27 protein-coding genes are annotated in these 26,766 nt (G+C 63.8%); 15 read left to right on the top strand and 12 right to left on the bottom strand.

The window, feature by feature from the left end; translation table 11 throughout:
• The first annotated feature begins 168 nt into the window (after positions 1-168).
• The 6 genes from MESCI_RS09650 (at position 169) to MESCI_RS09625 (ending at position 4,160) form a co-directional block, all read left to right on the top strand.
• Positions 169-1,020, top strand: a complete 852-nt coding sequence (locus tag MESCI_RS09650; RefSeq protein ID WP_420828973.1) for a carbohydrate ABC transporter permease — start codon at positions 169-171, stop codon at positions 1,018-1,020.
• Between the two features lies 1 nt (position 1,021).
• On the top strand, positions 1,022-1,915 hold the full coding sequence (locus MESCI_RS09645; protein WP_013529760.1) for a carbohydrate ABC transporter permease: 894 nt from the start codon (positions 1,022-1,024) through the stop codon (positions 1,913-1,915).
• A gap of 99 nt (positions 1,916-2,014) precedes the next feature.
• Entirely contained in the window at positions 2,015-2,626 is a 612-nt protein-coding gene (locus MESCI_RS09640; protein ID WP_032899024.1) for a rod-binding protein, read from the top strand.
• A 13-nt stretch (positions 2,627-2,639) separates the two neighbouring features.
• On the top strand, positions 2,640-3,065 hold the full coding sequence (locus MESCI_RS09635) for a hypothetical protein (RefSeq protein ID WP_013529758.1): 426 nt from the start codon (positions 2,640-2,642) through the stop codon (positions 3,063-3,065).
• Positions 3,066-3,162: 97 nt separating this feature from the next.
• Positions 3,163-3,678: a hypothetical protein gene (locus tag MESCI_RS09630; RefSeq protein ID WP_013529757.1), complete on the top strand. Its 516-nt coding sequence runs from the start codon at positions 3,163-3,165 to the stop codon at positions 3,676-3,678.
• 197 nt (positions 3,679-3,875) lie between these two features.
• Complete coding sequence (locus MESCI_RS09625; protein ID WP_013529756.1) at positions 3,876-4,160, top strand: SCP2 sterol-binding domain-containing protein; 285 nt, start codon at positions 3,876-3,878, stop codon at positions 4,158-4,160.
• A 95-nt stretch (positions 4,161-4,255) separates the two neighbouring features.
• On the opposite strand, the gene MESCI_RS09620 is transcribed toward MESCI_RS09625, so the two are convergent.
• On the bottom strand, positions 4,256-4,825 hold the full coding sequence (locus MESCI_RS09620; protein ID WP_013529755.1) for a GNAT family N-acetyltransferase: 570 nt from the start codon (positions 4,823-4,825) through the stop codon (positions 4,256-4,258).
• A gap of 153 nt (positions 4,826-4,978) precedes the next feature.
• On the bottom strand, positions 4,979-6,112 hold the full coding sequence (odc2, locus tag MESCI_RS09615; RefSeq protein WP_013529754.1) for an ornithine/lysine decarboxylase: 1,134 nt from the start codon (positions 6,110-6,112) through the stop codon (positions 4,979-4,981).
• A 540-nt stretch (positions 6,113-6,652) separates the two neighbouring features.
• Here odc2 and MESCI_RS09610 point away from each other — a divergent pair.
• The 4 genes from MESCI_RS09610 (at position 6,653) to MESCI_RS09595 (ending at position 10,723) form a co-directional block, all read left to right on the top strand.
• Positions 6,653-7,849: an amidase gene (locus MESCI_RS09610; RefSeq protein WP_013529753.1), complete on the top strand. Its 1,197-nt coding sequence runs from the start codon at positions 6,653-6,655 to the stop codon at positions 7,847-7,849.
• Between the two features lie 2 nt (positions 7,850-7,851).
• Positions 7,852-8,751: a LysR family transcriptional regulator gene (locus MESCI_RS09605; protein WP_013529752.1), complete on the top strand. Its 900-nt coding sequence runs from the start codon at positions 7,852-7,854 to the stop codon at positions 8,749-8,751.
• An 89-nt stretch (positions 8,752-8,840) separates the two neighbouring features.
• Positions 8,841-9,509 carry a DUF1007 family protein gene (locus tag MESCI_RS09600; protein ID WP_013529751.1) on the top strand — a complete coding sequence of 223 codons (669 nt, stop codon included), beginning with the start codon at positions 8,841-8,843 and terminating at the stop codon, positions 9,507-9,509.
• Positions 9,506-10,723, top strand: coding sequence for a nickel/cobalt transporter (locus MESCI_RS09595; protein ID WP_013529750.1), 1,218 nt, complete (start codon positions 9,506-9,508; stop codon positions 10,721-10,723). Before MESCI_RS09600 ends, MESCI_RS09595 begins: the two co-directional genes overlap by 4 nt.
• Before the next feature lie 25 nt (positions 10,724-10,748).
• Here the strand turns inward: MESCI_RS09595 and denD are convergent, their stop codons facing one another.
• The 4 genes from denD to MESCI_RS09575 all read right to left on the bottom strand — a co-directional run bounded on the left by denD (position 10,749) and on the right by MESCI_RS09575 (position 13,710).
• Entirely contained in the window at positions 10,749-11,726 is a 978-nt protein-coding gene (gene denD / locus MESCI_RS09590; RefSeq protein ID WP_013529749.1) for a D-erythronate dehydrogenase, read from the bottom strand.
• Positions 11,727-11,742: 16 nt separating this feature from the next.
• Positions 11,743-11,955 carry a hypothetical protein gene (locus MESCI_RS09585; protein ID WP_013529748.1) on the bottom strand — a complete coding sequence of 71 codons (213 nt, stop codon included), beginning with the start codon at positions 11,953-11,955 and terminating at the stop codon, positions 11,743-11,745.
• A gap of 89 nt (positions 11,956-12,044) precedes the next feature.
• Complete coding sequence (locus MESCI_RS09580; protein ID WP_013529747.1) at positions 12,045-13,013, bottom strand: cation diffusion facilitator family transporter; 969 nt, start codon at positions 13,011-13,013, stop codon at positions 12,045-12,047.
• Between the two features lie 10 nt (positions 13,014-13,023).
• Entirely contained in the window at positions 13,024-13,710 is a 687-nt protein-coding gene (locus MESCI_RS09575) for a GNAT family N-acetyltransferase (RefSeq protein ID WP_013529746.1), read from the bottom strand.
• Positions 13,711-13,793: 83 nt separating this feature from the next.
• Between MESCI_RS09575 and MESCI_RS09570 the strand changes: the two genes are divergently transcribed.
• Together MESCI_RS09570 and MESCI_RS09565 are read left to right on the top strand one after the other, a co-directional pair.
• A complete protein-coding gene (locus MESCI_RS09570; protein ID WP_013529745.1) occupies positions 13,794-14,978 on the top strand; it encodes a pyridoxal phosphate-dependent aminotransferase in 1,185 nt (394 codons plus the stop codon).
• Positions 14,979-15,130: 152 nt separating this feature from the next.
• On the top strand, positions 15,131-15,505 hold the full coding sequence (locus tag MESCI_RS09565) for a YciI family protein (protein ID WP_013529744.1): 375 nt from the start codon (positions 15,131-15,133) through the stop codon (positions 15,503-15,505).
• 101 nt (positions 15,506-15,606) lie between these two features.
• Here MESCI_RS09565 and MESCI_RS09560 read toward each other — a convergent pair whose 3' ends face one another.
• The 3 genes from MESCI_RS09560 to trhO form a co-directional block, all read right to left on the bottom strand.
• Positions 15,607-16,362 (bottom strand): SDR family oxidoreductase, encoded by a 756-nt coding sequence (locus MESCI_RS09560; RefSeq protein ID WP_013529743.1) that lies wholly within the window; start codon positions 16,360-16,362, stop codon positions 15,607-15,609.
• Positions 16,363-16,619: 257 nt separating this feature from the next.
• Positions 16,620-17,357, bottom strand: coding sequence for a tellurite resistance TerB family protein (locus MESCI_RS09555; RefSeq protein ID WP_013529742.1), 738 nt, complete (start codon positions 17,355-17,357; stop codon positions 16,620-16,622).
• A gap of 115 nt (positions 17,358-17,472) precedes the next feature.
• A complete protein-coding gene (trhO, locus tag MESCI_RS09550; protein ID WP_013529741.1) occupies positions 17,473-18,393 on the bottom strand; it encodes an oxygen-dependent tRNA uridine(34) hydroxylase TrhO in 921 nt (306 codons plus the stop codon).
• Between the two features lie 311 nt (positions 18,394-18,704).
• Here trhO and MESCI_RS09545 point away from each other — a divergent pair, with 311 nt between their 5' ends.
• Positions 18,705-19,343, top strand: coding sequence for a 2-dehydro-3-deoxy-phosphogluconate aldolase (locus MESCI_RS09545; protein ID WP_013529740.1), 639 nt, complete (start codon positions 18,705-18,707; stop codon positions 19,341-19,343).
• An 87-nt stretch (positions 19,344-19,430) separates the two neighbouring features.
• On the opposite strand, the gene MESCI_RS09540 is transcribed toward MESCI_RS09545, so the two are convergent.
• The 3 genes from MESCI_RS09540 to MESCI_RS09530 form a co-directional block, all read right to left on the bottom strand.
• On the bottom strand, positions 19,431-19,622 hold the full coding sequence (locus MESCI_RS09540; RefSeq protein WP_013529739.1) for a hypothetical protein: 192 nt from the start codon (positions 19,620-19,622) through the stop codon (positions 19,431-19,433).
• A 175-nt stretch (positions 19,623-19,797) separates the two neighbouring features.
• Positions 19,798-21,624, bottom strand: a complete 1,827-nt coding sequence (gene mepK, locus MESCI_RS09535) for a peptidoglycan L,D-endopeptidase MepK (RefSeq protein WP_013529738.1) — start codon at positions 21,622-21,624, stop codon at positions 19,798-19,800.
• Between the two features lie 409 nt (positions 21,625-22,033).
• Positions 22,034-23,569: a sigma-54-dependent transcriptional regulator gene (locus MESCI_RS09530; RefSeq protein WP_013529737.1), complete on the bottom strand. Its 1,536-nt coding sequence runs from the start codon at positions 23,567-23,569 to the stop codon at positions 22,034-22,036.
• Between the two features lie 175 nt (positions 23,570-23,744).
• Between MESCI_RS09530 and MESCI_RS09525 the strand changes: the two genes are divergently transcribed.
• Positions 23,745-25,577 carry a M3 family oligoendopeptidase gene (locus tag MESCI_RS09525; RefSeq protein ID WP_013529736.1) on the top strand — a complete coding sequence of 611 codons (1,833 nt, stop codon included), beginning with the start codon at positions 23,745-23,747 and terminating at the stop codon, positions 25,575-25,577.
• A gap of 361 nt (positions 25,578-25,938) precedes the next feature.
• Complete coding sequence (locus MESCI_RS09520) at positions 25,939-26,670, top strand: NADH dehydrogenase (protein WP_013529735.1); 732 nt, start codon at positions 25,939-25,941, stop codon at positions 26,668-26,670.
• Positions 26,671-26,766: the final 96 nt, after the last annotated feature.

Here is a 26,766-nt window from a genome sequence, read left to right as displayed (position 1 = left end):
GCCCGGCTGGCTTCGGATTGCGTCGCGGCCGATCCGGCCGATCAATGAGACCTCAGCAGGAGCCGACCCATGGCCGTGCCGTCAGCTGCTATCCAGCCGCGATCTTCGATCTTCTCACGGATTCTATCGCGCTGGAGCGAAAGCCGGAACGCACTTGGCTTCGGCTTCATGCTTCCGGCGGCTGCACTGCTGCTTGTCTTCCTGACCTATCCGCTGGGGCTCGGCGTCTGGCTCGGCTTCACCGACGCCCGCATCGGCCGCCCCGGCATCTTCATCGGCATCGAAAACTATGAATATCTGTGGAGCGACGCCGTCTTCTGGCTCTCCGTCTTCAACACCTTGCTCTACACGATCAGCGCTTCGATCCTGAAATTCGCGCTCGGCCTCTGGCTGGCGCTCCTCCTCAACCAGAACCTTCCCTTCAAATCGTTCTTCCGCGCGATTGTCCTGCTGCCGTGGGTGGTGCCGACGGTGCTCTCGGCCATCGCCTTCTGGTGGATCTACGATTCGCAGTTCTCCATCCTCTCCTGGGCGCTGCAGCAGATGGGATTGATCGACCACCGCATCAATTTCCTTGGCGATCCGGAGAACGCACGCGCCTCGGTGATCGCCGCCAATGTCTGGCGCGGCATTCCTTTCGTGGCCATCACGCTGCTGGCCGGCCTGCAGACGATTCCCCAATCGCTTTACGAGGCCGCGACGCTCGACGGCGCCAGCCGTTGGCAGTTGTTCCGCTATGTGACGCTGCCGTTGCTGACGCCGATCATCGCCATCACCATGACCTTTTCGGTCCTGTTCACCTTCACCGATTTCCAGCTGATCTATGTGCTGACTCGCGGCGGGCCGGTGAATGCCACCCATCTGATGGCGACGCTCTCGTTCCAGCGCGGCATTTCCGGCGGCCAGCTTGGCGAGGGAGCCGCGATCGCGGTGGCGATGATCCCGTTCCTGCTTGCGGCGATCCTTTTCAGCTATTTCGGGCTGCAACGTCGTAAATGGCAGCAGGGCGGTGGAGACTGACATGGCCGCGATCGAAACGAGCAACCGTCCGAACACGGATGAAGGCGGCATGGGCTATCTCCAGAGCCTGCCCCGGCGCGTGGTGACCGTTTATCTGCCGCTCCTGATCTTCGTCATCGTGTTGCTGTTCCCGTTCTACTGGATGACGATCACGGCGGTGAAACCAAATCTCGAGATGACGGATTATGCCAATTTCAACCCGTTCTGGGTCGTCCATCCGACGCTCGAGCATATTCGGTATCTGCTCTTCGAGACGTCCTATCCGGGTTGGCTTCTCAACACGATCATCATCTCGACCGCCGCAACTTTCCTGTCGCTGCTGGCGGCGGTGTTCGCAGCCTATGCGATCGAACGCTTGAGGTTTTCCGGGGCGCGGCAGGTCGGCTTGGCGATCTTCCTGGCCTATCTCGTGCCGCCCTCGATTCTGTTCATTCCACTGTCGGTAATGGTGTTCAACCTCGGCCTTTACGATACGCCGTTCGCACTGATCCTCACCTATCCGACGTTCCTCATTCCATTCTGCACGTGGCTCTTGATGGGCTACTTCCGCTCGATACCCTTCGAACTGGAAGAATGCGCGCTGATCGACGGAGCGAGCCGCTGGCAAATCCTGACCAAGATAGTTCTACCGCTGTCGGTGCCCGGCCTGATCTCCGCCGGCATCTTCGCCTTCACCCTGTCATGGAACGAATTCATCTACGCCTTGACCTTTATCCAGTCGTCCGAAAACAAAACCGTGCCGGTCGGCGTACTTACCGAGCTGGTACGTTCGGACGTCTATGAATGGGGAGCCCTGATGGCAGGCGCGCTGATCGGCTCCCTGCCGGTGGTGGTGCTCTATTCATTCTTTGTCGAGCACTACGTCTCCTCGATGACGGGGGCGGTCAAGGAGTGAGGCTGGGGCGGAAATCCCCCCCTCGGCCGGCAGCTTCGATCCGATCCCCGCACTCCGCTCCCTCTCCTTCCCGCAAGCCTGCCACAAGCTTGTTGAGGCATGGTCTGGTCAGGGAAAACCGGTAAAAGGCGGACTTTCTTGGCGATTTCTCCACCCAGCGACATCGTTATGGATGTGGCCCGAGCCGTCGACCCGGCGGATATCGAGACCGCCCGCGCCGCGCTGGCAAAGCGGGCCGGCGGCGCTGCGGGCACGTTTTCACTCGACACCGCCGCTTCCGTCGATGCCGGCTCGATCCTGTCGCGCGCCACCGCCGACAAGGCCGCCGCCGCAACCGACCCGGCCAAGAAATTCAAGAAGTTCGAGGCGATGGTGCTGCAGACCTTCATCCAGAACATGCTGCCCAAGGACACCGAGGGCGTCTACGGCAAGGGCCTGGCCGGCGACATGTGGAAATCGCAGCTTGCCGAGCGGGTGGCCGACGTGATGGCCGAACGCGGCGGCATCGGCATCGCCAAATCGATGCTCGCCGACCACTATCTCGAAGGCAAGCGCGTCGTGCCCGTCGGTCCGGTTTCGGGCGGGCCGGAAAAGACCGAGGTCGACCAGCAAAACAGCCTGTCGACCTCGCTGGTCCATCAATTGCAGCGCAAGGCTGCGGGATCGATGACCGGTGACGAGACGACCATAAAAACAAATATCAAGATCTAAACTGGGAAACGCCATGGCCGACTTTTCGGAATCCACCCCCAACCTGCCAGCACGCACGACCACGTCGGAAGCGCCGATCCCGTTCGCGCGGCCCGGCAACCTCGCCGCCATCATCGGCCGCATCGAGGAAGTGGTCGAGGAAGAGACGGCAGGCATCCGCAACGCCACCAACTATGATCTCAAGGCATCGAACGCCCGCAAGAGCCGCTACCTCTACGAGTTGACCCGCGCCATGAAGGGCGGCAGCGAAGCCGAATTCCTCGAGCAGCACCGCGAGGGCCTGACCCGGCTGCGCCAGAAGCTGGCGAAGAACGAAGCGGCGATCCTGGCGCATCTCAGCGCGGTCAACGAAGTCGCCAGCCTGCTGCGGCACGCCATCCAGCGCGCCGAGACCGACGGCACCTATTCCGCCGGCGAGTTCGGCTGGATAAAGGCGTGATGGCGAACACAGGCGACACGTCGGAGATCCTGCCTCGGCAGCGGCGCCGTGCCGCGTTGCCATTGCAAGGGACTGACCAAGGGACTGACAAGGCCCGATGATCAAGGTCATCGCCATCGCCGTCTGGATCTGCGCCGCAACGCTGGGCGCCGTGTTCTATTCTTTCCAGGCGGCCGGCGAGCGCGGTGTCGGCGAAACGCCGAAGCCGATGCTGGGCGGCCTCGACTACGTCAAGACCGACATCATTTCGGTGCCGCTGATCCGCGATTCCGAGATCGGCGGCTATTTCCTGACCAAGCTTGTCTACACGGTCGAACCCGAGCAGATCAAGAAACTGTCCATTCCCGCCGAAGCGCTGATCACCGACCAGGTTTATTCCTACCTCTATTCCAATCCGCAGATCGACTTCACCAACAAGGCGACGATCGATCTCGATGCCTTCCGCGCCGCCATCCGCGATACCGTCAACACGCGTGTCGGGGCGCCTTTGGTGCATGAGGTTCTGATCGACCAGGTCAATTTCCTGTCGAAGGACGAAATCCGCGACAACTGGCTGCGCCGCAAGAAAAGCGAGACGGCGAGCGAAATGACCAAGGCGTTCAAGGAACACTGAGTTGCCGGGCTCGCATTCCCGGCCTCCTCCATGCTCGCCTGCCGCAACGGCAGGAACCAACCGCCTGAATTCGCGTTGACGTAAACGTCAACCCAAAGCTATATGCGGCAGCGACCGTGATCGCGAAACCGCGGCACGGGCTTCGGCTGGATCGAAGCGCCGTTGCGAGACAGATGCAACCAGACAAGGAGAACAGCGTGAGCGTTCAGGAGATTGCCGAGAAGATCAAGTCGCGCGTGGCCAGCAGCGGGTTCGATCGTTCCGTGAAATTCGACACCGGCAGCGACGGCGTCATCGTCATCGACGGCGCAACCGTCTCGAACACCGATGCACCCACCGACTGCACCATCAAGCTCTCGCTCGACGATCTCGATTCGCTGATCGCTGGCGACCTGAACCCGACAATGGCGTTCATGACCGGCAAGATAAAGGTCGAAGGCGACATGACCGTTGCCATGGCGCTCAGCCAACTGATCGGCTGAAGGCATGCAGGCGCCCAAGGTGGCGCCCACCAATCGCGAAAAAACGCCGCCTTTTCGGGCGGCGTTTTTGCATGAAATGCTGGCGGCTTCGTATCTCAGGCCGCCGATGTCAAGGCCTGCGCCTTCAGCTTGCGGCCGGCAGCCTTCAGCGTGCCGTGCACGCCGTCAAGCGCGCCTTCCACCAGTTCCAGCGCCAGCAGGCGGTGCCGCTCATAGGGTCCCGGCATGGCAAGTGAACCGGTCTTCTCGGCCGAGAAGCCGAAGCGCGCGTAATAGGGCGCATCGCCGACCAGAAGGATCGCGGCATGGCCAAGACGTGCCGCCTCGGCGATGGCATGGCGCATCAGGGCCGAGCCGATGCCGGCGTTCTTGAGCGACGGATCGACGGCAAGCGGGCCAAGCAGCAGCGCGGCCGCACCGCCCTCGCCCAGCCTGACGTCCCACAGCCGCACGGTGCCGGCGACGCCGCCCGAAGCATCGCGGGCGACGAAGGCCAGGCCTTCCGAGGGCCGCCGGCCACGCCGCAGCTTCTCCGACGACTTTTTCCTGCGCTTCGGCCCCATGGCCCGATCGAGCAACGCCTCGCGCGCCGAAACATCGGCGGCGGTTTCGGCAACCATCATAAAGGCCGGTGCGTGGCCCCCAATTTCAACTGGCATTTCCATTTCCGTAATCCCTGGCGAGCGGAGATCTGTTCCACAGGCGAGCCCGGGTGGACGAAAGTCGCCCACCTGGGATGATCTGATCGGCTCTCTCAGCGCATTTTCAGGCGAAGTTGTGTCCGGTTCGCCGTTCGAAAATGCGCTGAGCAAGCGCCGTCAGATCACGTAGGATCGGAGAGGCTCGAAGCCGTTGAAGGCGACCGCCGAGTAGGTGGTCGTGTAGGCGCCGGTGCCTTCGATCAGCACCTCGTCGCCGATGGTCAGCGACAAAGGCAGCGGATAGGGCGTCTTCTCGTACATCACGTCGGCCGAATCGCAGGTCGGGCCGGCGAGCACGCAAGGTGCGGTCTCCGTGCCGTCATGCGCGGTGACGATCGGGTAGCGGATCGCCTCGTCCATCGTCTCGGCCAGACCGCCGAACTTGCCGATGTCGAGGAACACCCAGCGCACATTGTCGTTGGCGGCCTTCTTCGAGATCAGCACGACTTCCGACTTGATGACGCCGGCATTGCCGACCATGCCACGGCCCGGCTCGATGATGGTCTCCGGAATGGCATTGCCGAAATGCTTGCGCAGCGCCGAGAAGATCGCCTGGCCATAGGCCTGGGCGGCCGGCACGTCACGCAGATAGCGCGTCGGGAAACCACCGCCCATATTGACCATCTTCAAGACGATGCCTTCCTCGGCGAGCGTCGCGAACACCACCTTGGCGTCGGCCAACGCACGGTCCCAGGCGGTCAGGTCGGTCTGCTGCGAGCCGACATGGAACGACACGCCATAGGCGTCGAGGCCGAGCCCCTTGGCATGGCGCAGCACGTCTACGGCCATCGCCGGCACGCAGCCGAACTTGCGCGACAGCGGCCACTCGGCGCCCTCGCCATCGGTCAGCACGCGGCAGAACACGCGCGCACCGGGCGCGACGCGGGCGATCTTCTCGACCTCTTCGACGCAATCGACGGCGAACAGGCGGATGCCGAGCTGGTAGGCGCGTGCGATGTCACGCTCCTTCTTGATGGTGTTGCCGAAGGAGATGCGGTCCGCCGGCGCACCAGCGTCCATCGCCATCTCGACTTCGGCAACGGAAGCGGTGTCGAAGGACGAGCCCATCGCAGCAAGCAGGCGCAGGATTTCCGGCGCCGGGTTTGCTTTCACCGCATAGTAGATCCTGGAATCGGGCAGCGCCTTCTCGAAGGCGCGGAAATTGTCGCGCACGACATCGAGGTCGACGACGAGGCAGGGGCCGGTCGGACGTCGGGTGGCGAGGAAGTCAAGGATGCGCTGGGTGGCCATCGGGGTCTCTCCATCAGCGCCTTTCGGCGCGCAATAAGGCTGCGGGACGCGGGCTGTCGGCCTCGCGAACTCGCGGTGGACAAAGGCGGGACGGAAATCCATGGAACCAGCCGGTGGAGACCCCGGAACCATGAAGCGCCGTCTCGCGGCGGTGAACCTTGGCCTTGCCCGGCCTCGGTTCGCTTTGTCTGCCTTGGCTTGGATGGGAGACCCGTCCGCACTGCCGGCAATGAAGGTGTGCCTCTTCAGTAACCCCGGTTTTTGGACAACCGGCAGAACACCAGAAAGGCCCGCACCGTCGTTGCTTCAAGGTGTCCTCGGGCTGGCGGTTGGCCGCTAGACCGACTGGAGGGGTTGGCTCCAGTTACCTTACCGATTTCCCTCACCATTCGAGGATCGGCGGACACCCACAGGCACGTGCGACTTTGGGCAAGCGCGATATAAGGGCGAAGACTTTCACAATCAATAAAAATCGTATCGCAGGTTGTAAAATTTCTGGCGTCGAACAATGTTGCGGCAACCGTATCCGGATATCGAACGATGACAGGCACGCACGGCCCTCTCAACGCCTTTCTCGATCTTCGCCAGATGCCCGTGGCACATGCCCAGCTTGGCCCGCTGGCCGGCCTGCGGCTGGCCGTCAAGGACATATACGACGTCGCCGGCTACCGCACCGGTTGCGGCAATTTGCAAAAATTCGCCGAAAGCCACGCAGCCTCGCGCACCGCACCCGCCGTGCAGATGATCCTCGATGCCGGCGCACGCTTCGTCGGCAAGACGCAGACCGACGAGCTCGCCTTCGCGCTGTTCGGTCAGAATGCGCATTTCTCGTTTCCGGTGAACCCGGCGGCACCCGACCGCGTCACCGGCGGCTCCTCATCGGGGTCGGCGGCGGCGGTGGCGGGCAGGCTGGCCGATATCGCCACTGGTTCCGACACCGGCGGCTCGATCCGCGCGCCGGCGAGCTTTTGCGGACTGATCGGGCTGCGCACCACGCATGGCCGCATTTCGCTCGACGGCACGATGAAGCTGGCGCCGAGCCTCGACACGTTCGGCTGGTTCGCCGACGACATCGAGACCTACGAGACCGTCGGCAAGCTGCTGCTCGGCCGCGATCCGCACCAGCACGTGTTGGACCGGCCGCTGGCGCTGGATTGGCTGGACGGGCTGGTCGCCCGCCCGGCGCTGGCCGAATATGCCGGAATGAAGGGGCTGGCGGGCGCGGTTTTCGGCGCGCCGGCGACGCCGGCAATCCGCTTCTCCTCATCTCCCGATGAACTTTACTGGTGCTTTCGCCGGCTGCAGGCCAAGGAGGCCTGGGCGGTGCATGGCGAATGGATCACCAGCGGCGAGCGCGACCTCGGCCCCGGCGTCGAGGAGCGATTCGGCTTCGGCCGCGCCGTCGACGACAAGACAGCCCAGGCCGAGAAGGTGCGGCGTCTGACCTTTCGCGGCGAACTGAGCGCCCTGCTCGGCAAGGACGGCTTCCTTGTCTTGCCGACGGTGCCTGGTCCGGCGCCTTACGTGGACAGCACGCCGGAGCAGTTCCAGGCCTATCGCGAACGGGCGCTCCAGCTTCTGTGCCTGGCCGGCCTGTCCGGTTTTCCACAGATCACACTGCCCATCGGCTCGGTCGCCGGCGCCCCGTTCGGCCTGTCGCTGCTTGGCCCTTCCGGCAGCGACATTGCCCTGATACGGCTCGGCCGGAAACTTCTCGACGCGGCACGAAAGGCCTGACCATGGACACACTGACGCGCATGCGTGCCTTCATCGACGTGGTCGAGGCCGAGGGCTTTTCGGCGGCGGCGCGCAAGATCGGCCGCTCCAAGGCCTTGCTGTCGAAATATGTGCGCGAGTTGGAGGACGAACTCGGCGCTTTGCTGCTCAACCGCACCACGCGCCAGTTCTCGATGACCGAGGCCGGCCACACCTATTACCGGCGCGCCTCGGAGATCGTGCGCGAGGTCGACAGCCTGGCCGACGCGGTGCGCGAATCCTCCGGCGACGTGCGCGGCCGGATCAAGCTGTCGGCGCCGCGCACCTTCGCCGACGCGCCGATCGGCCAGTCGCTGATCGACTTCGCCAAGCAGCATCCCGACATCGTGCTCGACATCCAGCTCGACGACCGCTTCGTCGATCTGGTCGAGGAAGGCTTCGACCTTGCGGTGCGCATCTCGCGGCTGGAGAACTCGTCGCTGATCGCCAGGCGTCTGGCGCCGTTTTCGATAAAGCTCTGCGCCTCCCCCGAACTGATCGCCAAGCACGGCACGCCGACACGGCCGCAGGATCTCAGCCGCATGCCTTGCATCGTCGACACCAATGGCCGCGGACTGAACAACTGGCCGTTCAAGGGCGACAATGGCGATCCGGTCAGCGTTTCGGTGTCGGGTCCGATCGAGGTCAACAGCCCGATGACGGCGAGAGCCGCGGCCGTGTCCGGGCTGGGATTCACCGTCCTGCCGGATTTCATTGCCGCGCCCGACCTCGCGAGCGGCCGGCTGGTGTCGGTGATAGATGACCGTATCCTGTCGGGCGGCGGCATCTTCGCCGTCTACCCGCACCGCCGCTATCTGCCGGCCAAGGTCCGCGTTTTCGTCGACTTCCTGGTGCAGTGGTTCAGGACGGGTGAAGTTGCCTGACCCACTTCAGCCGAGCAGCGGTCCCAATTTCGCCCCCTTTCTGGTAACTCTCGGCAACTCTTCCGAGGCCTAGGGAATCGCGACCGAGAATGCACCTGAAACGGCACGCAATCATGCTGGCTTCGGCCTTGGCGGCTAGCTTTGCCGCCACTGGACCCGCTTACGTGCATCCACACGTCTTCGCCGAGGCTCGCCTCGATGTGATCCTCTCCCCGGATCACCAAAGCGTGAAGGCTCTGCGTCATCTCTGGCGCTTCGACGATCTGTTTTCCTCGACGGTGATGATGGAATTCGACAAGAACTCCGACCTGAAGCTCGACGACAAGGAGCTGAAGGAAGTCGCCGACACCGTTCATGCCTCGTTGGCGGAGTTCAATTACTTCCAGCTCGTCACCGTCGACGGCAAGGACGTGGCGATGACGCCGCCGCCGCATCTGATGGCCAATTTCGACAACGACCAGCTGATCATCCTGTTCGAGTCCGAACCGAAGCTGCCGATCAAGCTCAACGGCAAAATCGATATCGGCGTCTACGATCCGACATTCTACACGGCGATCGACTTCACCGAGGACTCCAACATCACGGTCGAAGGCCTGCCCTCGAACTGCACCAGCAAGGTGGTCCGTCCCGACCCCGACGAGGCCATCAAGGAAAACCAGAAGACCCTCACCGATGCCTTTTTCAATGACCCGACCGGCACCGATATGAGCAAGATCTTCGCCACCAAGCTCGAACTGACCTGTCAGCCAGAAGGATGAAGCCGGTGACGAAACCGTCCCTGCGTTTGGCATTCGGCCTGTTGGCCCTCACAGTCGCCATGATGCATTTCGCCGACGCGGCTCATGCCCAGAGTTCGCTCGGCATCGGCGTCAATGACGGCATGGCGCCCACCACCGGCCCGTTCGCCCATATCCTGATGTGGATCAATCTCAGGCAGCAGGAATTCTACCGCGCGCTGGCAACGGCGATGAAGGCGATGCGCCAGGACGGCAGCAAGATCTGGATACTCGTCGGCCTGTCCTTCGCCTACGGTATTTTCCATGCCGCCGGCCCCGGTCACGGCAAGGCGGTGATCTCGTCCTACATGGTGGCCAATGAAGTGGCGTTGCGGCGCGGCATCCTCTTGTCCTTCGTCTCGGCGCTGCTGCAGGGCCTGACCGCGGTCGCGGTGATGGGGGTCGCCTATTTCGTCCTGCGCGGCACCTCCGTCTCGATGACGGACGCAGCCTGGTTCATGGAGATCATGAGCTTTGTCTTCGTCACCCTGTTCGGCGCCTGGCTGCTGTGGCGCAAACTCGGCCCCGCCGTCCTGCGTCTGTTCGGCAAGGGCCCGGCCTACAGCCTGTCGGCGGCTCATGCCGGCCATTCTCACGCCGGTCATTCTCATGGGGGTCATTCTCATGGGGGTCATTCGCACGGCGCGCATTCGCATGCCGGCCATTCCCATGCAGCTCACAGCCATTCGGCGCATGCCCATTCGCACGCGCTGCACGCGCATGACCATGTGCACGGCCCTTCGCACGATCATCACGATCATCACGATCATGCCGAACACGATCATGCTCATCACGATCACGCGGCCGGCGAAGTCTGCGACACCTGCGGCCATTCGCACGCACCCGATCCGGCGCTGCTGTCAGGCGACCGCTTCGACTGGCGCACGGCCTGGACAGCGGTGGCGGCGGTCGGCATCCGCCCCTGCTCCGGCGCGCTGATCGTGCTCAGCTTCGCCCTGCTCAACGGCCTCTGGCTCGGCGGCCTGCTGTCGGTGCTGGCAATGTCGCTGGGCACCGCCATCACCGTTTCGGCACTGGCGACGCTGGCGGTGACCGCCAAGAACTGGGCGGTCTATTTCGCCGGCGACGGCCGCATGGGCAACCGCATCCACTCGATCGTCGAGATCGGCGGCGCCGCCTTCGTGTTCCTGTTCGGACTGCTGCTGCTGTCGGCAAGCCTGGCGAGCGGCGGATGATGCCCGACGCCACGAGGGTCGGAGTTTAACCCGCGATCTTGCCGCCGAGCTCATCCTCGATGTGAGCGCGGATGATCTCGTCAAAACTCTTTTCGGCGCTGAAGCCGAGCTCCCGCGACCGCTTTGCCTCGAAGCGCGTCGGCCAGCCCTTGACGATCGCCCAGATCGTGTCATCCGGAACCTCGCGGATCAGGCTTACCGCCTTCGGCCCGGCGATGCGTTCCAGCGCCTCGATCTGCTCGCCGACGGTGACGGCGACGCCGGGCATCGTCAGATTGCGGCGTGGCCCGACAGCGCTGCCGTCGATCCCCGCCGCATGGATCAGGAAGTTCACCGCCGAGCGCGGGCTGGCATGCGTGTGCACGACCGAGCGCGGCACCGGCAGGATCGCCTCATGGCCGCTCAACGGCTCGCGGATGATGCCCGAGAAGAAGCCGGACGCCGCCTTGTTCGGCTTGCCCGGCCGCACGCAGATTGTCGGCAGCCGGATGCCGATACCGTCGAAGAACCCGCGCCTGGAATAGTCGGCCAGCAGCGCTTCGCTCATCTGCTTCTGGGTACCATAAGAGGTCAGCGGCGTCGGATGGAAGTCATCGGGAATGACGTCCGGGAACGGCGCGCCGAACACCGCGATCGACGAGGTGAAGACGACGCGCGGCGCAAAGCCCGCCACCCGGATGGCATCGAACAGGGCGCGCGTGCCATCGAGATTGACGCGGTAGCCGAGATCGAAATTCGCTTCCGCCTCGCCCGACACGATGCCGGCAAGGTGGAACACGACGTCGGGGCGCGATGCGACCAGGCGCTCGGTGGCACCCGCTTCGGCGAGATCGCCGGTGTGCAGCGTGACGCTGACGCCATCCAGGCTCGGCGCCTGTGGCGGCACGATATCGTGGAGATCGAGCGCGGTGATCTTGCCCCCGCGCAGCGTCCCGTCCTTGGCCAGCCGGGCGATGAGCTTGCGGCCGACCATACCCGCGGCGCCAGTGATCAGAATGCGCATGTCGAAAATCCCTTGCCTATTTACCCTGGTTTTTGCGCTGGTTGCGGGCGCGCAGCCAGAACACCGAGAAGAACGCCAGCACGAAGACGATGCCAAAGGCGCCGGCCAGCACAGTGGAAAGGCTGCCGAGTGCCAGCATCACGGTCGGCAGATAGTAGGCGCCTATACCGAACAGCAGCATGATCCACGCGGCGGCGATGACCGCGTTCCTGGTGTCGCGGTCCATCATGCCGCGTCCGGAGGATGGGCGTTCGTCAAGCTGGTTTTCAAGGTTTTGCAACTCCTGAGGCAGGACGATCGACATCGATCGATCCGGTCCTAGTGATGGTGGTCGTGATATGCAGCCGCTTCATGCTCGTGCCCGTGGTCGTGCTCGTCGCCATCGTCGGCGCATTGGCCGAATTCCGGTTCCACGGTGGCATGGCTGATGCCGTGCTCGCTGGCAAGCCGCTTCTTGACGGCACTCACCGCCTGATGCGCATCGACGCCCTCGTCGAGACAGGCATGCAGCGTCGCCATGTTGCTGGTCCCGTCGAGCGACCAGACATGCATGTGGTGCACTTCGCGCACGCCCTGGATGGTCGCCTCGATATCGCTGGCGATCAGATCTCGGTCGAGGCTTGGCGGCACGCCCTCGAGCAGGACATGGGCGGCCTCCCGCATCAGCGACCACGCCGTGTAGAGGATCAGCAGTGAAACCAGGACCGACAGGATCGGGTCGATCGGCGTCCAGCCGGTCGCCAGAATGACCAGCGCCGCAACGATGGCGGCGGCCGAGCCGAGCAGGTCGCCAAGCACATGCAGAATGGCGCCGCGCATGTTCAGGCTCTCGCGGTCGCCGCCATGCAGCACGAAGAACGAGCCGAGGTTCACCAGCAGGCCGAGGATCGCCACCACCAGCATCGGCCCGCCAAGCACCGGCGCCGGCGCCTGCAGGCGTCCCCAGGCCTCATAGACGATCCACAGCGCGATGACGAAGATGGCGATGCCGTTGGTATAGGCCACCAGCGTCTTGACCCGGCCGAAGCCATAGGTGAGGCGAACGGTCGCCGGCCGGCCGCCAAGATGAAACGCATACCAGGCAAGGCCGAGCGCGATCGAATCGGCGAGCATGTGGCCGGCATCGGCCAGCAGCGCCAGCGAGCCCGTGAGGATGCCGCCAAGCGCCTCGGCGACCATGAAGCCGCCGGTCAGGCAGGCTGCGATCAGAACGCGTTTCTTGTCGGTCGAGCCATGCACATGACCAGGGCCGTGACCGTGCCCAGTGTGATCGTGGGTATGTGCCAATAGTGAACTCCTAAGCGCCGAATTCCGCGCGAAAATCCTCGAGCCGTCGCTTCTGCCGGCCGTCGCCATCGAAATTGGCCGGATCGAGCCACGCCTCATAGGCACTGCGCAGCGCCGGCCACTCCTTGTCGATGATCGAATACCACGCAGTGTCGCGGTTTTCACCCTTGACGATGAGATGCTGGCGGAAAATGCCTTCGAACTTGAAGCCGAACCGCTCGGCGGCCCGCTTCGATGGCTCGTTGCGGTTGTTGCACTTCCATTCGTAGCGGCGATAGCCGAGCCCGTCGAAGATGTATTTCATGAACAGGAACTGCGCTTCGGTTGCTCCCGGCTTGCGCGAGATGAGCGGTCCCCAATAGATGTTGCCGATCTCGATGACGCCGTAGGCCGGATCGATGCGCATCAGCGTCTGGCGTCCGGCGACCTTGCCGCTGGCCTTGTCGATGACGGTGAAGAACAGCGGATCCTCGCTGGCTTCGACTTTGTCCAGCCATGGCTGGAAGGCGGCGCGGGTCTCCGGCGGATAGTCGGGCAACCAGGCGAAGCGGTCGTCGATATCGGACACGGAGGACGCTTCATAGAGGCCGTCGCCGTGTTTTGCAGCGCTCAGCGGTTCAAGCCGGACGTATCGACCGTCGATGGTCTTGCGTTCGGGCCGCGGACGCGGTTGCCAATCCTTCAGATTTTCCGACACCGAATGCTCCAATCCGTTTGACTTTTGCGGGCTGAGGCTCACAAAAACGCGACCCAACAGCAAGAACCACACGGACGGGAAAAATGCTCCACACGATTTCGGCCTTCGACCGCCTTGGCGAGGAAAACGCCTTCGCCGTGCTTGCGAAGGCCACAGCACTTGCCCAACAAGGCCGCGACATCGTCAATCTCGGCATCGGCCAGCCCGACTTCAAGACGCCGCAGCACATCGTCGAGGCGGCGATCAAGGCGCTGCGCGACGGCCATCACGGCTACACGCCGGCCAATGGCCTGCTGGCGACGCGCGAGGCGGTGGTGCGCCGCACGCTGACCACCACCGGTGTCGAGATATCGCCCGAAACGGTGATGATCCTGCCCGGCGGCAAGCCGACCATGTTCGCCGCGATCCTGATGTTCGGCGAGCCCGGCGCCGAGATCCTCTACCCGGACCCCGGCTTTCCCATCTACCGCTCGATGATCGAGTTCACGGGTGCGGCACCCATTCCCGTGCCGATGCGCGAAGAAAACGGCTTTGCCTTCTCGGCCGAGGAGACGCTGGCGCTGATCACCTCGAAGACCAGGCTGCTGATCCTCAACTCGCCCGCCAATCCGACCGGCGGCGTCACGCCTCGCGCCGAGATCGAGAAACTGGTCAAGGGGCTGGAGGCGCATCCGCAGGTCGCCATCCTCTCCGACGAGATCTACGACGTCATGACCTATGATGGCGAGACGCATTGCTCGCTGCTCGGCTTTCCCGAAATCCGCGACCGGCTGATCGTGCTCAATGGCTGGTCGAAGACCTGGGCGATGACCGGCTGGCGCATGGGCTGGTCGATCTGGCCGAATGGCGACAAGGGCGCCCATCTCTACGACAAGGTGCGCAAGCTGGCGGTCAATTGCTGGTCCTGCGTCAACGCGCCGAGCCAGTTTGCCGGCATCGCCGCCATCGACGGCCCGCAGGACGACGTCGACGAGATGATGCGCGCCTTCGACCGCCGCCGGAAGATCGTCGTCGAGGGACTGAACGCCCTGCCCAACATATCCTGCATCACGCCCAAGGGCGCGTTCTACGCCTTCCCCAACGTCTCGAAGACCGGCTGGAAGGCCAAGAAGCTCGCCTCGGCGCTGCTCGACGAGGCCGGCGTGGCGCTGATCGGCGGCCCCGATTTCGGCATTCTCGGCGAAGGCTATATCAGGCTCTCCTACGCCAATTCCGAGGAGAACATCTTGCGCGCACTGGAGCGGATCGGAGCGTTCCTGGCGAAGTAGGTTTGAAAGCGGGCCGGTGGCCTCTTTCCGGATGGTTGCGGCTGGCGACCATGATGGTGTCATGATCTGTCCGGACACGCACGGCCAAGGCTGGGCGGGCGTGTCGGGAACCGCTACGCTCCCTGGATCAGGATCGAAGCAGGTGACATAAAATGTTCTACGCAATCCTTGCCTATCACGTGGAAGATGCGATCAAGGCGCTGACGCCGCAGGAAGATGCAGCACTTATGGCCGACCTGCTGAAGATCAACACCCGGCTTCATGAGGAGGGCACGCTTGGACCGTCCGCGCGTCTGGGCGCGACACAGGATGCCATCACCCTGCGCGGCCCGGGCGACGGTGTGATCATCGACGGTCCGTTCGCCGAAACCAAGGAACAGTTGCTCGGGCTCTATGTCGTCGACTGCGCCACGCGAGACGAGGCCATCGCGATCGCCCGCGACCTTCGCCGCGTCAATCCCACCGCCGTTTACGAGATCAGGCCCATTCTGCTGTTCAAGCCCGGCGTGCCGCTGGCCGGGAAATAAAACCATCCGGCTGGGTCCCCGCTGCTTCGCAGCGTCCCAGCGTTCGCCGGCCTTTCATCGTGCCACTGGCACGATGAATTCGCTTACGCGAACCGGGCTGCTCACCCACGCCCGACAAACGGCATCTTGGTCGCCATCACGGTCATGAACAGCACGTTGGCGTCGAGCGGCAGGCTGGCCATGTGGACGACGGCGTCGGCGACGCGCTGAACATCCATCACCGCTTCGGCTGCGATCGAGCCATTGGCCTGCGGCACACCGACCGTCATCGGCTGCGCCATGTCGGTCAGCGCATTGCCGATGTCGATCTGGCCGCAGGCGATGTCATAGGGCCGGCCGTCGAGCGCCAGCGTCTTGGTCAGTCCGGTGATGGCATGCTTGGTCGCCGTGTAGGGCACCGAGCCTGGGCGCGGCGCATAGGCCGACACCGAACCGTTGTTGATGATGCGGCCACCCATCGGCTTCTGCTTGCGCATGGCGCCAAAGGCGGCACGGGCGCACAGGAACGAACCGGTGAGGTTGACGCCGACGATATCGTTCCACACTTCGACCGGTATCTCGTCGATCGGCGTCGATTTGTAGCCCATGCCGGCATTGTTGAAGAGCAGGTCGACACGGCCGAAGGCCGCCGCCACGGTCTCGAACAGATCGTCGACCTCGCCTGCCTTGCTGATATCGCAGGCAACCGCCAGGGCCTTGGCGCCGGTGGACCCGGCCTCAGCCACGGCTGCATCCAGCACGGATTTGCGGCGTCCGCAGAACACCGTGTTCCAGCCGGCCTTGAGCAGCGCCGTGGCGACGCTCTTGCCGATGCCCGTGCCGGCCCCGGTGACGATGGCGGTTCTTTGCTCGGTCATGGCTATTGTCCTCCGGCAGCGCTGCGCTTGCTCGACTGATTTTGGGGGGTTGGCTCGAAAAGGAAGGCATCGCAAATGACGGCGGCGATGGCAAGCGTGTCCATCCGGCCGGACCGACAAAAAGGGCGGCCATTGGCGACCGCCCCTGATCTGAACCGGGCTTGGGAGGAGGAAAAGCCGATCCGACTGTGTTGAATGATGCGCTTGCTGGGTTAATGAGCGGTTAACCCGGAAAGTGCCCCCTGTTCCGTTTTGGCCTACCAGCGCGGATTGGGTGACGTCCCGGCCTTGGCCGGCACCTTGGCCGCCGAAACCGTCGCCTCGACATGGTCGACCAGCGCGTCCGGCAGGCCGAGCCGACCGGCGAGCAGATCGAGATAACCGCGCTCGGCGCGTGTGTCGGGATCGATGGTCAGGCGCGACGCCGTGTAGAGTTCGAGCTTCTGCGCATCGGTCTTGGCGCCGGCCACCAGCGTGTCGAGGTCGAGCGGGCTTGCCAGCTCCGCCATCAGGAACTTTTCGGCATCGGAGCCTATGCCGGCCAGGCTGAGCTTGCCGGCGATCTTCTGGCGCTCTTCATCGTCGATATGGCCATCGGCTTTCGCCGCCGAGATCATCGCCCGCACCAGGGTCAGCGTGAATTCGTCCTCGCCTTGCGGCGCCTGCGACGGGTGGAAGGGGGTATCCTTGGGCGGCGGCAGCAATTCCGGTTGGCCGGCCGCCGGTGCTTCTGCGGGCGCGTTGCCGGCCTTGTAATTCTGGTAGGCCTTGTAGGCGAGGCCGCCGATTGCGGCCAGTCCGCCAAGCTTCACCGCGGCGCCCGTCACGTTGCGGCCAGTACCGGTTCCGAGCAGCACCGCGGCCAGCGCACCGGCGGCCAGCGGATTGTCCTTGGCCATCTGCACGGCCTGCCCCGCCTTGTCGCGAACAGTGCCGCTGGTGCCGGGGATTTGCGAGCCGAGCAGATCGTCGAGAAGCTTCTTGGGATCGAACATTCAGTGCCTCCAGGATTTGCCCGGCCAACGGGCGGGTTTCGAACGTCGAAGACGTAGGTCCCGAAACTTGACATTGCAATGACAGGCAGCAGCTTTGCAGCAGCACGATGCTGGATCAGGAGCCGATATGCGGCCCCCTGCCCCGCGCCTGCGCAAGCTCGACCTGGCGCTGGCGCTCGGCATAACGCTGGCGGTCCTCGTCCGAACGCGCATCGAAGCAATGCGGGCACGAAATACCGGCAGCGAATTTGGGCGACGTCAGCTCGCCCGGCGTTAGCGGGTGGCGGCAGGCGCGGCACAGTTCCGCGTCGCCCTCGGCAAGGCCGTGCGACACCGAAACCCGCTCGTCGAAGACGAAGCACTCGCCTTGCCAGAGGCTCTGTTCGGCCGGAACCTCTTCGAGGTATTTGAGGATACCGCCCTTGAGATGGAAGACATCCTCGAAGCCGAGCGATTTGACATAGGCGGTCGCCTTTTCGCACCGTATGCCGCCGGTGCAGAACATCGCCACCTTGCGGCCTTCGAGCTCCGCCCGGTGCGTTTCCACCCAGGCCGGGAACTCGCGAAAACTTGCGGTGGCTGGGTCGATCGCACCCTTGAACGTGCCGATCGACACCTCATAGGCGTTGCGCGTGTCGATGATGACAGTGCCGGGCTGCGAAATCAGAGCGTTCCAGTCGGCCGGCGCGACGTAGGTGCCGGCACTTTTCGAAGGATCGATGTCATCGACACCCATGGTGACGATCTCGCGCTTCAGCCGCACCTTCATGCGATGGAACGGCATGTCCGCGGCCGCGCTGTACTTGACCTCGAGTCCGGCAAGCCCTTCGATGGCTTCGAGATACGCGATCAGTTCGGCAATTGCCGTCTCGCTGCCGGCGACGGTGCCGTTGATGCCTTCATGCGCCAGCAGCAGCGTGCCCTTTATGCCGCGCCCGCAGCAGAATGCGGCGAGCGGCGCGCGCAGTTCTTCGAAAGCGTCGAGCCGGGCAAACCGGTAGAGCGCGGCGACGCGAAGGAGTGGAAGTGATGTCATCGCCGAAGCCACTAGACGCTCGAGCAAGCCGATTCAAGGCAAAGCAGGCATCCTGTTCGGCGGGTCACTGGCGCAAATCTGCACCATGGCTGAATTTGTACCATAGCTGAGATCAGGGAGTCAAGAAAAAATTCCTATCCTGAAAAGCCACCGGGACCAAAGCTGTCGGCACCATCGAGCCGGCAGCCACCCTTGTCAACTTGGGCTTGGCGAGTATGGGCGACGCGTGACATCGCGACACGGCCGGTTTCGTGGACAGGAAAACGGCCTTCTGCTAATCGGTTGAATTGTCCCACGCCACGGAGAGACACATGCCCAGCAAGACCGAAAAACTTCTGTCGCTCCTCAACGGCCAGCCCGTCATCCCGGTGCTGAAGATCTCCGATGTCGCCAATGCCGTGCCGCTGGCCCGCGCTCTGGCGCGCGGCGGCCTGCCTGCGATCGAGATCACGCTGAGGACCGCCGACGCGCTGGAAGCGATCCGGCGGGTCGCTGGTGAAGTCGAGGAAGCCATCGTCGGCGCCGGCACCATTCTCGATGCCAGGCAGTTCGAAGAGGCTGCCGCCGCGGGCTCGCGCTTCATCGTCAGCCCCGGCATCACCCGCGAGCTTCTGTTGGCAGCCGCCGCCAGCGATGTTCCGCTGCTGCCCGGTGCGATCACCCCCGGCGAGATCATGGCCGCGCGCGAAGCCGGCTTGCGCTTTCTGAAATTCTTCCCGGCCGAGCAGTCGGGCGGCATCGCTTCGCTGAAGGCCTTCGCCTCGCCGCTCGCCGATGTGAAATTCTGCCCGACCGGCGGCATCTCGGCCAAGAACGCGGCTGACTATCTAAGTCTGCCCAACGTGGTCTGCGTCGGCGGTTCCTGGGTGGCGCCCGACGACCTCGTCAAGGCCGGCAAATGGGACGAGATCGAAGCCTTGGCGCGCGCGGCGAGCAAGCTCACAAAATAAGGCTTTCATGGCGGCATGGAAAAACCCGGCCGACTTGCGTCGACCGGGTTTCCGCCGGATGTTTTTTCCAGGCCTGCCTTGGCCGGATCAGTTGCAGACCCTGACTTCCCTGACCACCCTATGATGATGCTTCCAGGTCGTGACAACCTTGGTCCGGCAGTGCTTCTTCATGTGCATGTGATCGTGGGTTTTGACGACAATGGTTTCGGCCTGCGTAGGGGCGATGGCCGCCGAAGCGGTTGCCAACGCGATGACCGATGCCAGTAGAATCTTCTTCATGGGTATCCCCGGTTTGAACGAACGGGGGAGAAACCGCTGACGGCCCAAGGCGTTCCACGATCACGGCAATGTCAGGCCGGTGTGATCGGAAGCCGGCGGGCCACGCGACCGGATCCGGCCACGCAGCAAAAAGCCGCGCTGGTTGCCCGGCGCGGCTTTGTCGGTTGATTTGCCGTCATTTGGTCTGGAAGCGGGCTACCGACATGAACTTGACGGCGTTGCCGGTGAAGCGATTGGCATCGGCCACCTGGCTGCTCGGCTGGAAGCCAGCGGTGTAGACCTCGCTCGGCGGCGTGTGCACGATGCTGTAGGCGTAACCCGGCGCCGTCGTCGCGCTTGAAACAGTGGCGACCTGCTCGCCGCTGGTCAAGGCCCAACGGGCGGCCTGCGGTGCGGCTGCAACCACCATGGCCTTGGGGCCTGGCTTCAGGTCGCGGGCGGTGGCTCTCGATTCCTTGCGGGTCGTCTTGACGCCGGCGCCGATCGCGGCGGCCGGATCGGAACCGACTGGGCGGGCTACGACAGCATCGCGCGGTGATGCGGCGTTGGTGCCCGGATCGTTGAACGCCGAACGCGGCTCGGACCCGGACAAGGAAGCAAGCTGGTAATCGGCCGCACCGACCTGGGCATTGGCCTCGTCGAGCACGGCCTTGACCGCGTCCGGCCTGGCCATCTCGGGCCGTGCCGTCGGCAGCACCGAGAACGCATCGGTCGCGGTCTTGCCTTGGTCGGCCGTCTCGGCCAGCGCCATCAGCACATCCTTGCTGGGCGGCGCAGCCAGAGCGGCCGGCAGCGAATTGTCGGGACGCCATGTCGGCAACGGTATGTTGTTGACCGCGACCTGGGTCGCATCAGCCGAAGCCGTTGCATCGGCCATGCCGAAAGGAACGCTCGCCGGCGCATGCGCGGTCGCCACGGCCTGCTCGGTGGTGGCTGTCGCCTCCGCCATCGCGAAGGGAACATTCTCAGGCTGCTGCGCGCCGACATCGGCTTTCGGCCGCGGTGCGAAATCCGGCAGCGGAATGCTTCGGGCCGGCAATGCCGCGATGATCGTCTCCGGCGTGTCCTGTTCAGGCTCCGGAGCCTGCTGTTCGGTCACCTGCGGAATCTCGGCGCGCCGCGCATTCTCCGGCGCCACGATGGCGATGCCCGGGAGGTTGCTGGTCTTGGCCGCCGCTGCCGGCTTCAGGTTTCTCGCCTTGGGCGGGGGGGCGGCCGAAGCGGTCTCGACATCGGCGCTGTCGTCGGCCTCGTCGTCGCCGCCGCCACCGAAGAAAGCCGACAGGAATCCACCCGATTTCTTGCTGCTGCCGCCGGCACTGGCCATCTCGATGGCCGGCGAGCCCGATCCCTTGCGCGCCTTGTAGGAGGCGAGCGCCTGCTCAAAACCGGGCAGCGGCCTGCCGTCGCTCGGCACATGCAGCGTCTTGCCATTGGGGAACAGGGAGACCAGTTCCTGGCGGCTGATACCGGGCCAATGGCGCACATTGCCGACATCCATGTGGACGAACGGCGAACCGGATGACGGATAGTAGCCGACGCCGCCGCCCTGCATCTTGAGGCCGATGTTGCGCAGCTTCTTCAGCGGCACGCCGGGAATATAGAAATCCATCGCCTTGCCGAGCATGTGCTGGCTCTTCTCGGCCACGCCCCTGCTGCGGCTGCGCAGCATCGAGTTCGTCGACGGCGAGCGATAGCCGCAGACGACCTGGATGTAGTCCGTGGCACCTGCTTCCCGATACGCCTCCCAGACGAGATCCAGCAGGCGCGGATCCATCTTGGTCGGCTCGTTGCGACGCCAGTCGCGCAAAATGATGTTGATCTTGCGGAGACCCTCGGGAACGTAGCGGCCGTTGCGCTTGTAGACGATCTCGGCCTTCTCGTGGGTGTGGAGATGATACAACTTCAGCGACCGTGTTTCGGCGCTGGCTCCGCTCGCAGCCGCGGCAACAAAACCAAAAGCGACAACCAACACTGCCAGCCACTTCGGCCAGACGCTCAAATGATGGTGCCGCCTGTTTGTGTGTCGTTCGATTCTGTTCAAATCAAAAGGCCTTGCAGGCTGCCGTTTGTCCCCGGATTTGTCCAAACGGATGTGGCATTAGCACACCCGAATATCGATCCTAATGGTTAATCATCGCTTATTGAAGCCGAAATGCGGTAACACCGTGGCGATATCCCGTCAAAAATTGTTCACAAGGTTTCTTGGTAAACCGCTGGTTTAGATCGGATTTTCGCCTTCGCCCCAAACACGATCTGTTACCGTTAGCCTTAATGCGTGAACAGAGCTGTCCACGGGACAGCCACAATGCCGCCGAAACGGCGATACAAGGCCCGTTGTGGCATTGCAAGCTGGCGCCGGCCTTGTGGCAAAGCCGGAAGCCGGGCCAAAGCTCAGCCCGGCATCGCCCTTAAGAGGCTAGTCGATCGACGCGGCCTGTCTCCGGATCGATGCCGTGTTCCTTGAGCTTGCGATAGAGCGTCGAGCGGCCGATGCCGAGTCGGCGGGCGACTTCGCTCATCTGTCCGTTGTAGTGATCGATGGCAAGCTTGATCATCTCGAGTTCGACATCGGCAAGTGCCCGCACATTGCCGCGCTCGTCGAGCGCCCGCAACGTGCCGAAGCGAGGCTGCAGCCTTGCCGGCGGATCGAACGCGATTGCCGGGCCGCCCTCGCCGGGCAAGGCTTCGTCATCGCGCGCCTGCAAAGGCAAGGACGGCGACGGCGCGTCGCCATCCATATCGAGGTTGACGGTGCCTTCCACTTGCGCCCGGATCTGCGGGAAGTCCTCCGCGGTTAACATATCGCCTTCGCAAAGCACCGAGGCGCGAAAGACGGCGTTTTCGAGCTGCCGGATGTTTCCGGGCCAGTCATAGGCCTGCAGCACCGCGAGCGCTGCCGCCGAAATACCTTGCAGGCGACGGTGCGGGTCGGCCGGCGCGACCTTCTCCATGAAATGGGTGACCAGATATGGGATGTCGTCGCGGCGGTCGCGCAGCGGCGGCACGAAGATCGGATAGACGTTCAGCCGGTAGAACAGATCCTCGCGGAACTTGCCGTCCTTGACCTGCTGCAGGAGGTTGCGGTGCGTCGCCGAAATCAGCCTGATGTCGACCCTGACGGTCGAGCGCCCACCGACCGGGTCGACCTCGCCGTCCTGGACCGCGCGCAACAGCTTGACCTGCACGTCGAGCGGCAGGTCGCCGATCTCGTCGAGAAACAGCGTGCCCGAATGCGCTTCGACGAACTTGCCGGTGTGCTTGTCGGTGGCCCCGGTGAACGAGCCCTTCTCGTGACCGAATAGGATCGATTCGACCAGATTGTCTGGAATGGCGCCGCAATTGACGGTGACGAAGGGCTTCGTGCGGCGGTCGCCACTGCCCTGGATGGCACGCGCCACCAGTTCCTTGCCGACGCCGGACTCGCCCTCGATCAGGATCGGGATGTTGGATGCCGCCGCTTTCTGGCCAAGACGGATCACCCTGTCCATGGCCGGGCTGTGCGTGATCATGTCCTTGAAGGTCAGGAGGCCGCCGCGCCGGCGCGATGTGCGCTTGACCTCGCCCTCGACGGCCTCGACCTTGAGCGCATTGCCGATCGATGCCTGCAGCCTGTCGGGAGACGCCGGCTTGACGACGAAATCGAAGGCGCCATGACGCATCGCCGAAACCACGGTCTCGATTCCGCCCTGCGCGGTTTGCACGATCGCCGGCACGTTGATGTCGCGCTCGCGCATCGCCTTCAGCACGCCGATACCGTCGAGACCGGGCATGACCAGATCGAGGATGACCACCGACACCTCGCGGGCGCCGGGTCCATCGAGGATGTCGAGAGCGGCCGCGCCGCCGTCGACCACGATTGCGCTGTAGCCGAACCGCGTCACCGCCGCTTCGAGCAGCCGGCGTTGCACCGGATCGTCATCGACTATGAGTATGGAACCTGTCATGACTGGTGTGACTGCCCGCCCGAGGAATTCTGCCCTGTGGACCATCTTGGCACAGGGTTCTAAATAAGGTTTCAAAAAACCCGGTGAATGAATTCCTTAGGATTTGACCGGCTTCTCGTTTCTCCTTGAACCTTGGCCACGGAAGGTGTCGGCAATGCATAGGGATTCTGGCCACATGATTTCCGCACGGCGGCTGGCGGCGCCGGCGTCGGGTCAAGGCGCGGCCGAGCTGGGCGACTTGCCGGAATGGAACCTTGCCGACCTCTATGCCGGCATGGACGCGCCGGAGCTGAAGCGCGACATCGCCAAGGCCGCCACCGATGCGACCAGTTTCGAGAGCCGCTGGAAGGGTACGCTGGCCGCCGAAGCCGAGCGCGGCGGCGCCGGCAGGTTGGGCGAGGCGCTTGTCGCCTACGAGGCGCTGGAGGAACTGATCGGCCGCATCGTCTCCTATGCGGGACTGGTTTATGCCGGAAACACCGCGGATCCCCAGCGCGCCAAGCTCTATGGCGACATCCAGGAGAAGATGACCGACGCCAGCGCGCACCTTCTGTTCTTCGCGCTCGAACTCAACCTGATCGACGATGCGTCGATCGAAGGCGCGCTCGCCGTCGATCCCGCCTTCGGCCACTATCGGCCATGGGTGCTCGATCTGCGCAAGGACAAGCCCTACCAGCTCGAGGACCGCGTCGAGCAGCTCTTCCACGAAAAGTCGATCACCGGACGCGGCGCCTGGAACCGCCTGTTCGACGAGACGATGACCGACCTTCGCTTCCACATCGACGGCGAGGAACTGACGTTGGAGCCGGCGCTGAACCGTCTGCAGGACGCCGACGGCGAGGTGCGCCGCCGGGCGTCCGAGGCGCTGGCCACGACCTTCCGCAAGAACTTGCGCACCTTCACGCTGATCACCAACACGCTGGCCAAGGACAAGGAGATATCCGACCGCTGGCGTGGCTTCGAGGACATCGCCGATTCACGCCATCTGGCCAACCGCGTCGAGCGCAGTGTGGTGGACGCCTTGGCCTCCGCCGTTCGCGATGCCTATCCGCGCCTCTCGCACCGCTACTACGCGATGAAGGCACGCTGGCTGGGCATGGAGGTGATGAACCATTGGGACCGCAACGCGCCGTTGCCGGATACGCCCCAGGCGATCATCGGCTGGGACGAGGCCAGGAACACCGTGCTGTCCGCCTATCAGCGCTTTTCGCCCGACATGGCCGAGATCGCGCGAACCTTCTTCGACCGGAACTGGATCGACGCGCCGGTGCGGCCCGGCAAGTCGCCTGGCGCCTTCGCGCATCCGACCGTACCGTCGGCGCATCCCTATGTCCTGCTCAACTACATGGGCAAGCCGCGCGATGTGATGACGCTGGCGCACGAGCTTGGCCATGGCGTGCATCAGGTGCTGGCCGGCGGCCAGGGTGCGCTGATGGCCTCGACGCCGCTGACGCTGGCCGAGACGGCATCGGTCTTCGGCGAGATGCTGACCTTCCGCTCGCTGCTCGACCAGACCACCGACCGGCGTGAGCGCAAGGCCATGCTCGCCCAGAAGGTCGAGGACATGATCAACACGGTCGTGCGCCAGATCGCCTTCTATGAATTCGAGCGCAAGGTGCATGCCGAACGCAAGAACGGCGAACTGACCTCCGACAGGCTCGGTCAGTTCTGGCTCGAAGTGCAGGCCGAAAGTCTGGGTCCCGCCATCAAGCTGCGCGAAGGCTATGAGGTGTTCTGGACCTACATCCCGCACTTCATCCATTCGCCCTTTTATGTCTATGCCTATGCTTTCGGCGACTGCCTGGTGAACTCGCTCTACGCGGTCTACCAGAACGCCGAGCGCGGCTTTCAGGACAAGTATTTCGAAATGCTGCGCGCCGGCGGCACCAAACATCATTCCGAGCTTCTGGCGCCCTTCGGGCTCGACGCCACCGATCCCGCCTTCTGGCAGATCGGACTTGGCGTCATCGGTGGCCTGATCGACGAGCTGGAAGCGCTCGACACTTGAAATACGCCCCCAGGCGTCGCTCTAACAGTTTAGCCGGAATGCATGTTGGGACAGCTCTACTATCGCCCTAAATATCTGTTCTTGAAGTACTCTCCACCGAAGTTTTCCGATAGCTTTCCACAAGCTCTATGATAGCCTTCGCTCCAAGCTCAGCCGGAGCGCATGCGGATCGGCGAGGAGAAATCTCAGCCGGCCGTGGCGCTCAGGCGAACGCGACAACGGCCGTTGGCCATGGGCAAGCAAAGCCGATCGCCGACAGCTCGAACCGAAGCCGGCTGTTCTGCTTACCGCGGAACCACCAAGAGTAGTCCTTCGCCGAAGATCATGACCCACGGCAGACGGATCTGACTGGAGAGAGACAATGGGCACTTTTTTCTACGTGGTCCTGGCGTTCCTGATAGGCGTATTGGTCGGCTGGTTCCTTTGGGGGCGCCTGCGCGGTGAACTCGACAGCTTGCGCGGCGATCTCGACCGTACACGCAGCGAACGCGACAGGCTGCGCACCGACAGCGACCGCCTGACCGGCGAACTCGATGCATGCGGCAAGACCCGCGCCGACCTTGAGCGTCGGCTGCGCGAAGCGTCGGCCGCACCTGCCGCCGGAAGCAGCGCGGCAAAACCGGCAAGCCAGGCGCCGGCGGCCCTGATGTCGACCCCCGCGACGGCCAAATCCACAAAGCCCGCGCCGGCCAAACCGGCCGCTGCGAAAGCGGTCCCTGCCAAGGCGGTCCCTGCCAAGCCGGCGGCGAAACCCGCCGCCACCAAAACCTCGGCTCCAGCCAAATCCGCAACGAGCAAGCCTGCAACAGCCAAGCCTGCATCCGGCTCAGCATCCGGAAAGCCCGACAATCTGCGTCGGCTGATCGGTATCGGTCCGGTCAATGAGAAACTGCTCAAGGCACAAGGCGTCACCAGCTTCGCCCAGATCGCGTCCTGGACAGCGGCCGATATCAAACGGATCGAAGACGTCATGAATTTCGATGGCCGCATCGCGCGCGAACGCTGGATCGAGCAGGCCAAGCTGCTCGCCGCCGGCAACGAGAAGGAATTCGCCAAGCAGTTTCCAACAGCCGGAACCTCCAGCAACAGCTGATCGCCAGGCACGACCTGAAGATTGCAAGCGGCGGCGCCATATCGGCGTCGCCGTTTGCTCTTGGTTCCTGAGTTGGCCCAAAGGTCGGCTTTAAGA

Origin of the sequence: Mesorhizobium ciceri biovar biserrulae WSM1271 (assembly GCF_000185905.1) — a bacterium.
In the GTDB taxonomy this organism is placed as follows: Bacteria; Pseudomonadota; Alphaproteobacteria; order Rhizobiales; family Rhizobiaceae; genus Mesorhizobium; species Mesorhizobium ciceri.
Note: the sequence above shows the minus strand (reverse complement) of the source record. Positions and strands in the feature narration are given on the sequence as shown.

What these genes read in the sequence shown, in the direction of transcription:
- MESCI_RS09650 (WP_420828973.1), top strand. Translation starts at nt 169, where the DNA reads ATGCTTCCGGCGGCTGCACTGCTGCTTGTCTTCCTGACCTATCCGCTG.
- MESCI_RS09645 (WP_013529760.1), top strand. Translation starts at nt 1,022, where the DNA reads ATGGCCGCGATCGAAACGAGCAACCGTCCGAACACGGATGAAGGCGGC.
- MESCI_RS09640 (WP_032899024.1), top strand. Translation starts at nt 2,015, where the DNA reads ATGGTCTGGTCAGGGAAAACCGGTAAAAGGCGGACTTTCTTGGCGATT.
- MESCI_RS09635 (WP_013529758.1), top strand. Translation starts at nt 2,640, where the DNA reads ATGGCCGACTTTTCGGAATCCACCCCCAACCTGCCAGCACGCACGACC.
- MESCI_RS09630 (WP_013529757.1), top strand. Translation starts at nt 3,163, where the DNA reads ATGATCAAGGTCATCGCCATCGCCGTCTGGATCTGCGCCGCAACGCTG.
- MESCI_RS09620 (WP_013529755.1), bottom strand. Translation starts at nt 4,825, where the DNA reads ATGGAAATGCCAGTTGAAATTGGGGGCCACGCACCGGCCTTTATGATG.
- odc2 (WP_013529754.1), bottom strand. Translation starts at nt 6,112, where the DNA reads ATGGCCACCCAGCGCATCCTTGACTTCCTCGCCACCCGACGTCCGACC.
- MESCI_RS09610 (WP_013529753.1), top strand. Translation starts at nt 6,653, where the DNA reads ATGACAGGCACGCACGGCCCTCTCAACGCCTTTCTCGATCTTCGCCAG.
- MESCI_RS09605 (WP_013529752.1), top strand. Translation starts at nt 7,852, where the DNA reads ATGGACACACTGACGCGCATGCGTGCCTTCATCGACGTGGTCGAGGCC.
- MESCI_RS09600 (WP_013529751.1), top strand. Translation starts at nt 8,841, where the DNA reads ATGCACCTGAAACGGCACGCAATCATGCTGGCTTCGGCCTTGGCGGCT.
- MESCI_RS09595 (WP_013529750.1), top strand. Translation starts at nt 9,506, where the DNA reads ATGAAGCCGGTGACGAAACCGTCCCTGCGTTTGGCATTCGGCCTGTTG.
- denD (WP_013529749.1), bottom strand. Translation starts at nt 11,726, where the DNA reads ATGCGCATTCTGATCACTGGCGCCGCGGGTATGGTCGGCCGCAAGCTC.
- MESCI_RS09585 (WP_013529748.1), bottom strand. Translation starts at nt 11,955, where the DNA reads ATGATGGACCGCGACACCAGGAACGCGGTCATCGCCGCCGCGTGGATC.
- MESCI_RS09570 (WP_013529745.1), top strand. Translation starts at nt 13,794, where the DNA reads ATGCTCCACACGATTTCGGCCTTCGACCGCCTTGGCGAGGAAAACGCC.
- MESCI_RS09565 (WP_013529744.1), top strand. Translation starts at nt 15,131, where the DNA reads ATGTTCTACGCAATCCTTGCCTATCACGTGGAAGATGCGATCAAGGCG.
- MESCI_RS09560 (WP_013529743.1), bottom strand. Translation starts at nt 16,362, where the DNA reads ATGACCGAGCAAAGAACCGCCATCGTCACCGGGGCCGGCACGGGCATC.
- MESCI_RS09555 (WP_013529742.1), bottom strand. Translation starts at nt 17,357, where the DNA reads ATGTTCGATCCCAAGAAGCTTCTCGACGATCTGCTCGGCTCGCAAATC.
- trhO (WP_013529741.1), bottom strand. Translation starts at nt 18,393, where the DNA reads ATGACATCACTTCCACTCCTTCGCGTCGCCGCGCTCTACCGGTTTGCC.
- MESCI_RS09545 (WP_013529740.1), top strand. Translation starts at nt 18,705, where the DNA reads ATGCCCAGCAAGACCGAAAAACTTCTGTCGCTCCTCAACGGCCAGCCC.
- MESCI_RS09540 (WP_013529739.1), bottom strand. Translation starts at nt 19,622, where the DNA reads ATGAAGAAGATTCTACTGGCATCGGTCATCGCGTTGGCAACCGCTTCG.
- MESCI_RS09530 (WP_013529737.1), bottom strand. Translation starts at nt 23,569, where the DNA reads ATGACAGGTTCCATACTCATAGTCGATGACGATCCGGTGCAACGCCGG.
- MESCI_RS09525 (WP_013529736.1), top strand. Translation starts at nt 23,745, where the DNA reads ATGATTTCCGCACGGCGGCTGGCGGCGCCGGCGTCGGGTCAAGGCGCG.
- MESCI_RS09520 (WP_013529735.1), top strand. Translation starts at nt 25,939, where the DNA reads ATGGGCACTTTTTTCTACGTGGTCCTGGCGTTCCTGATAGGCGTATTG.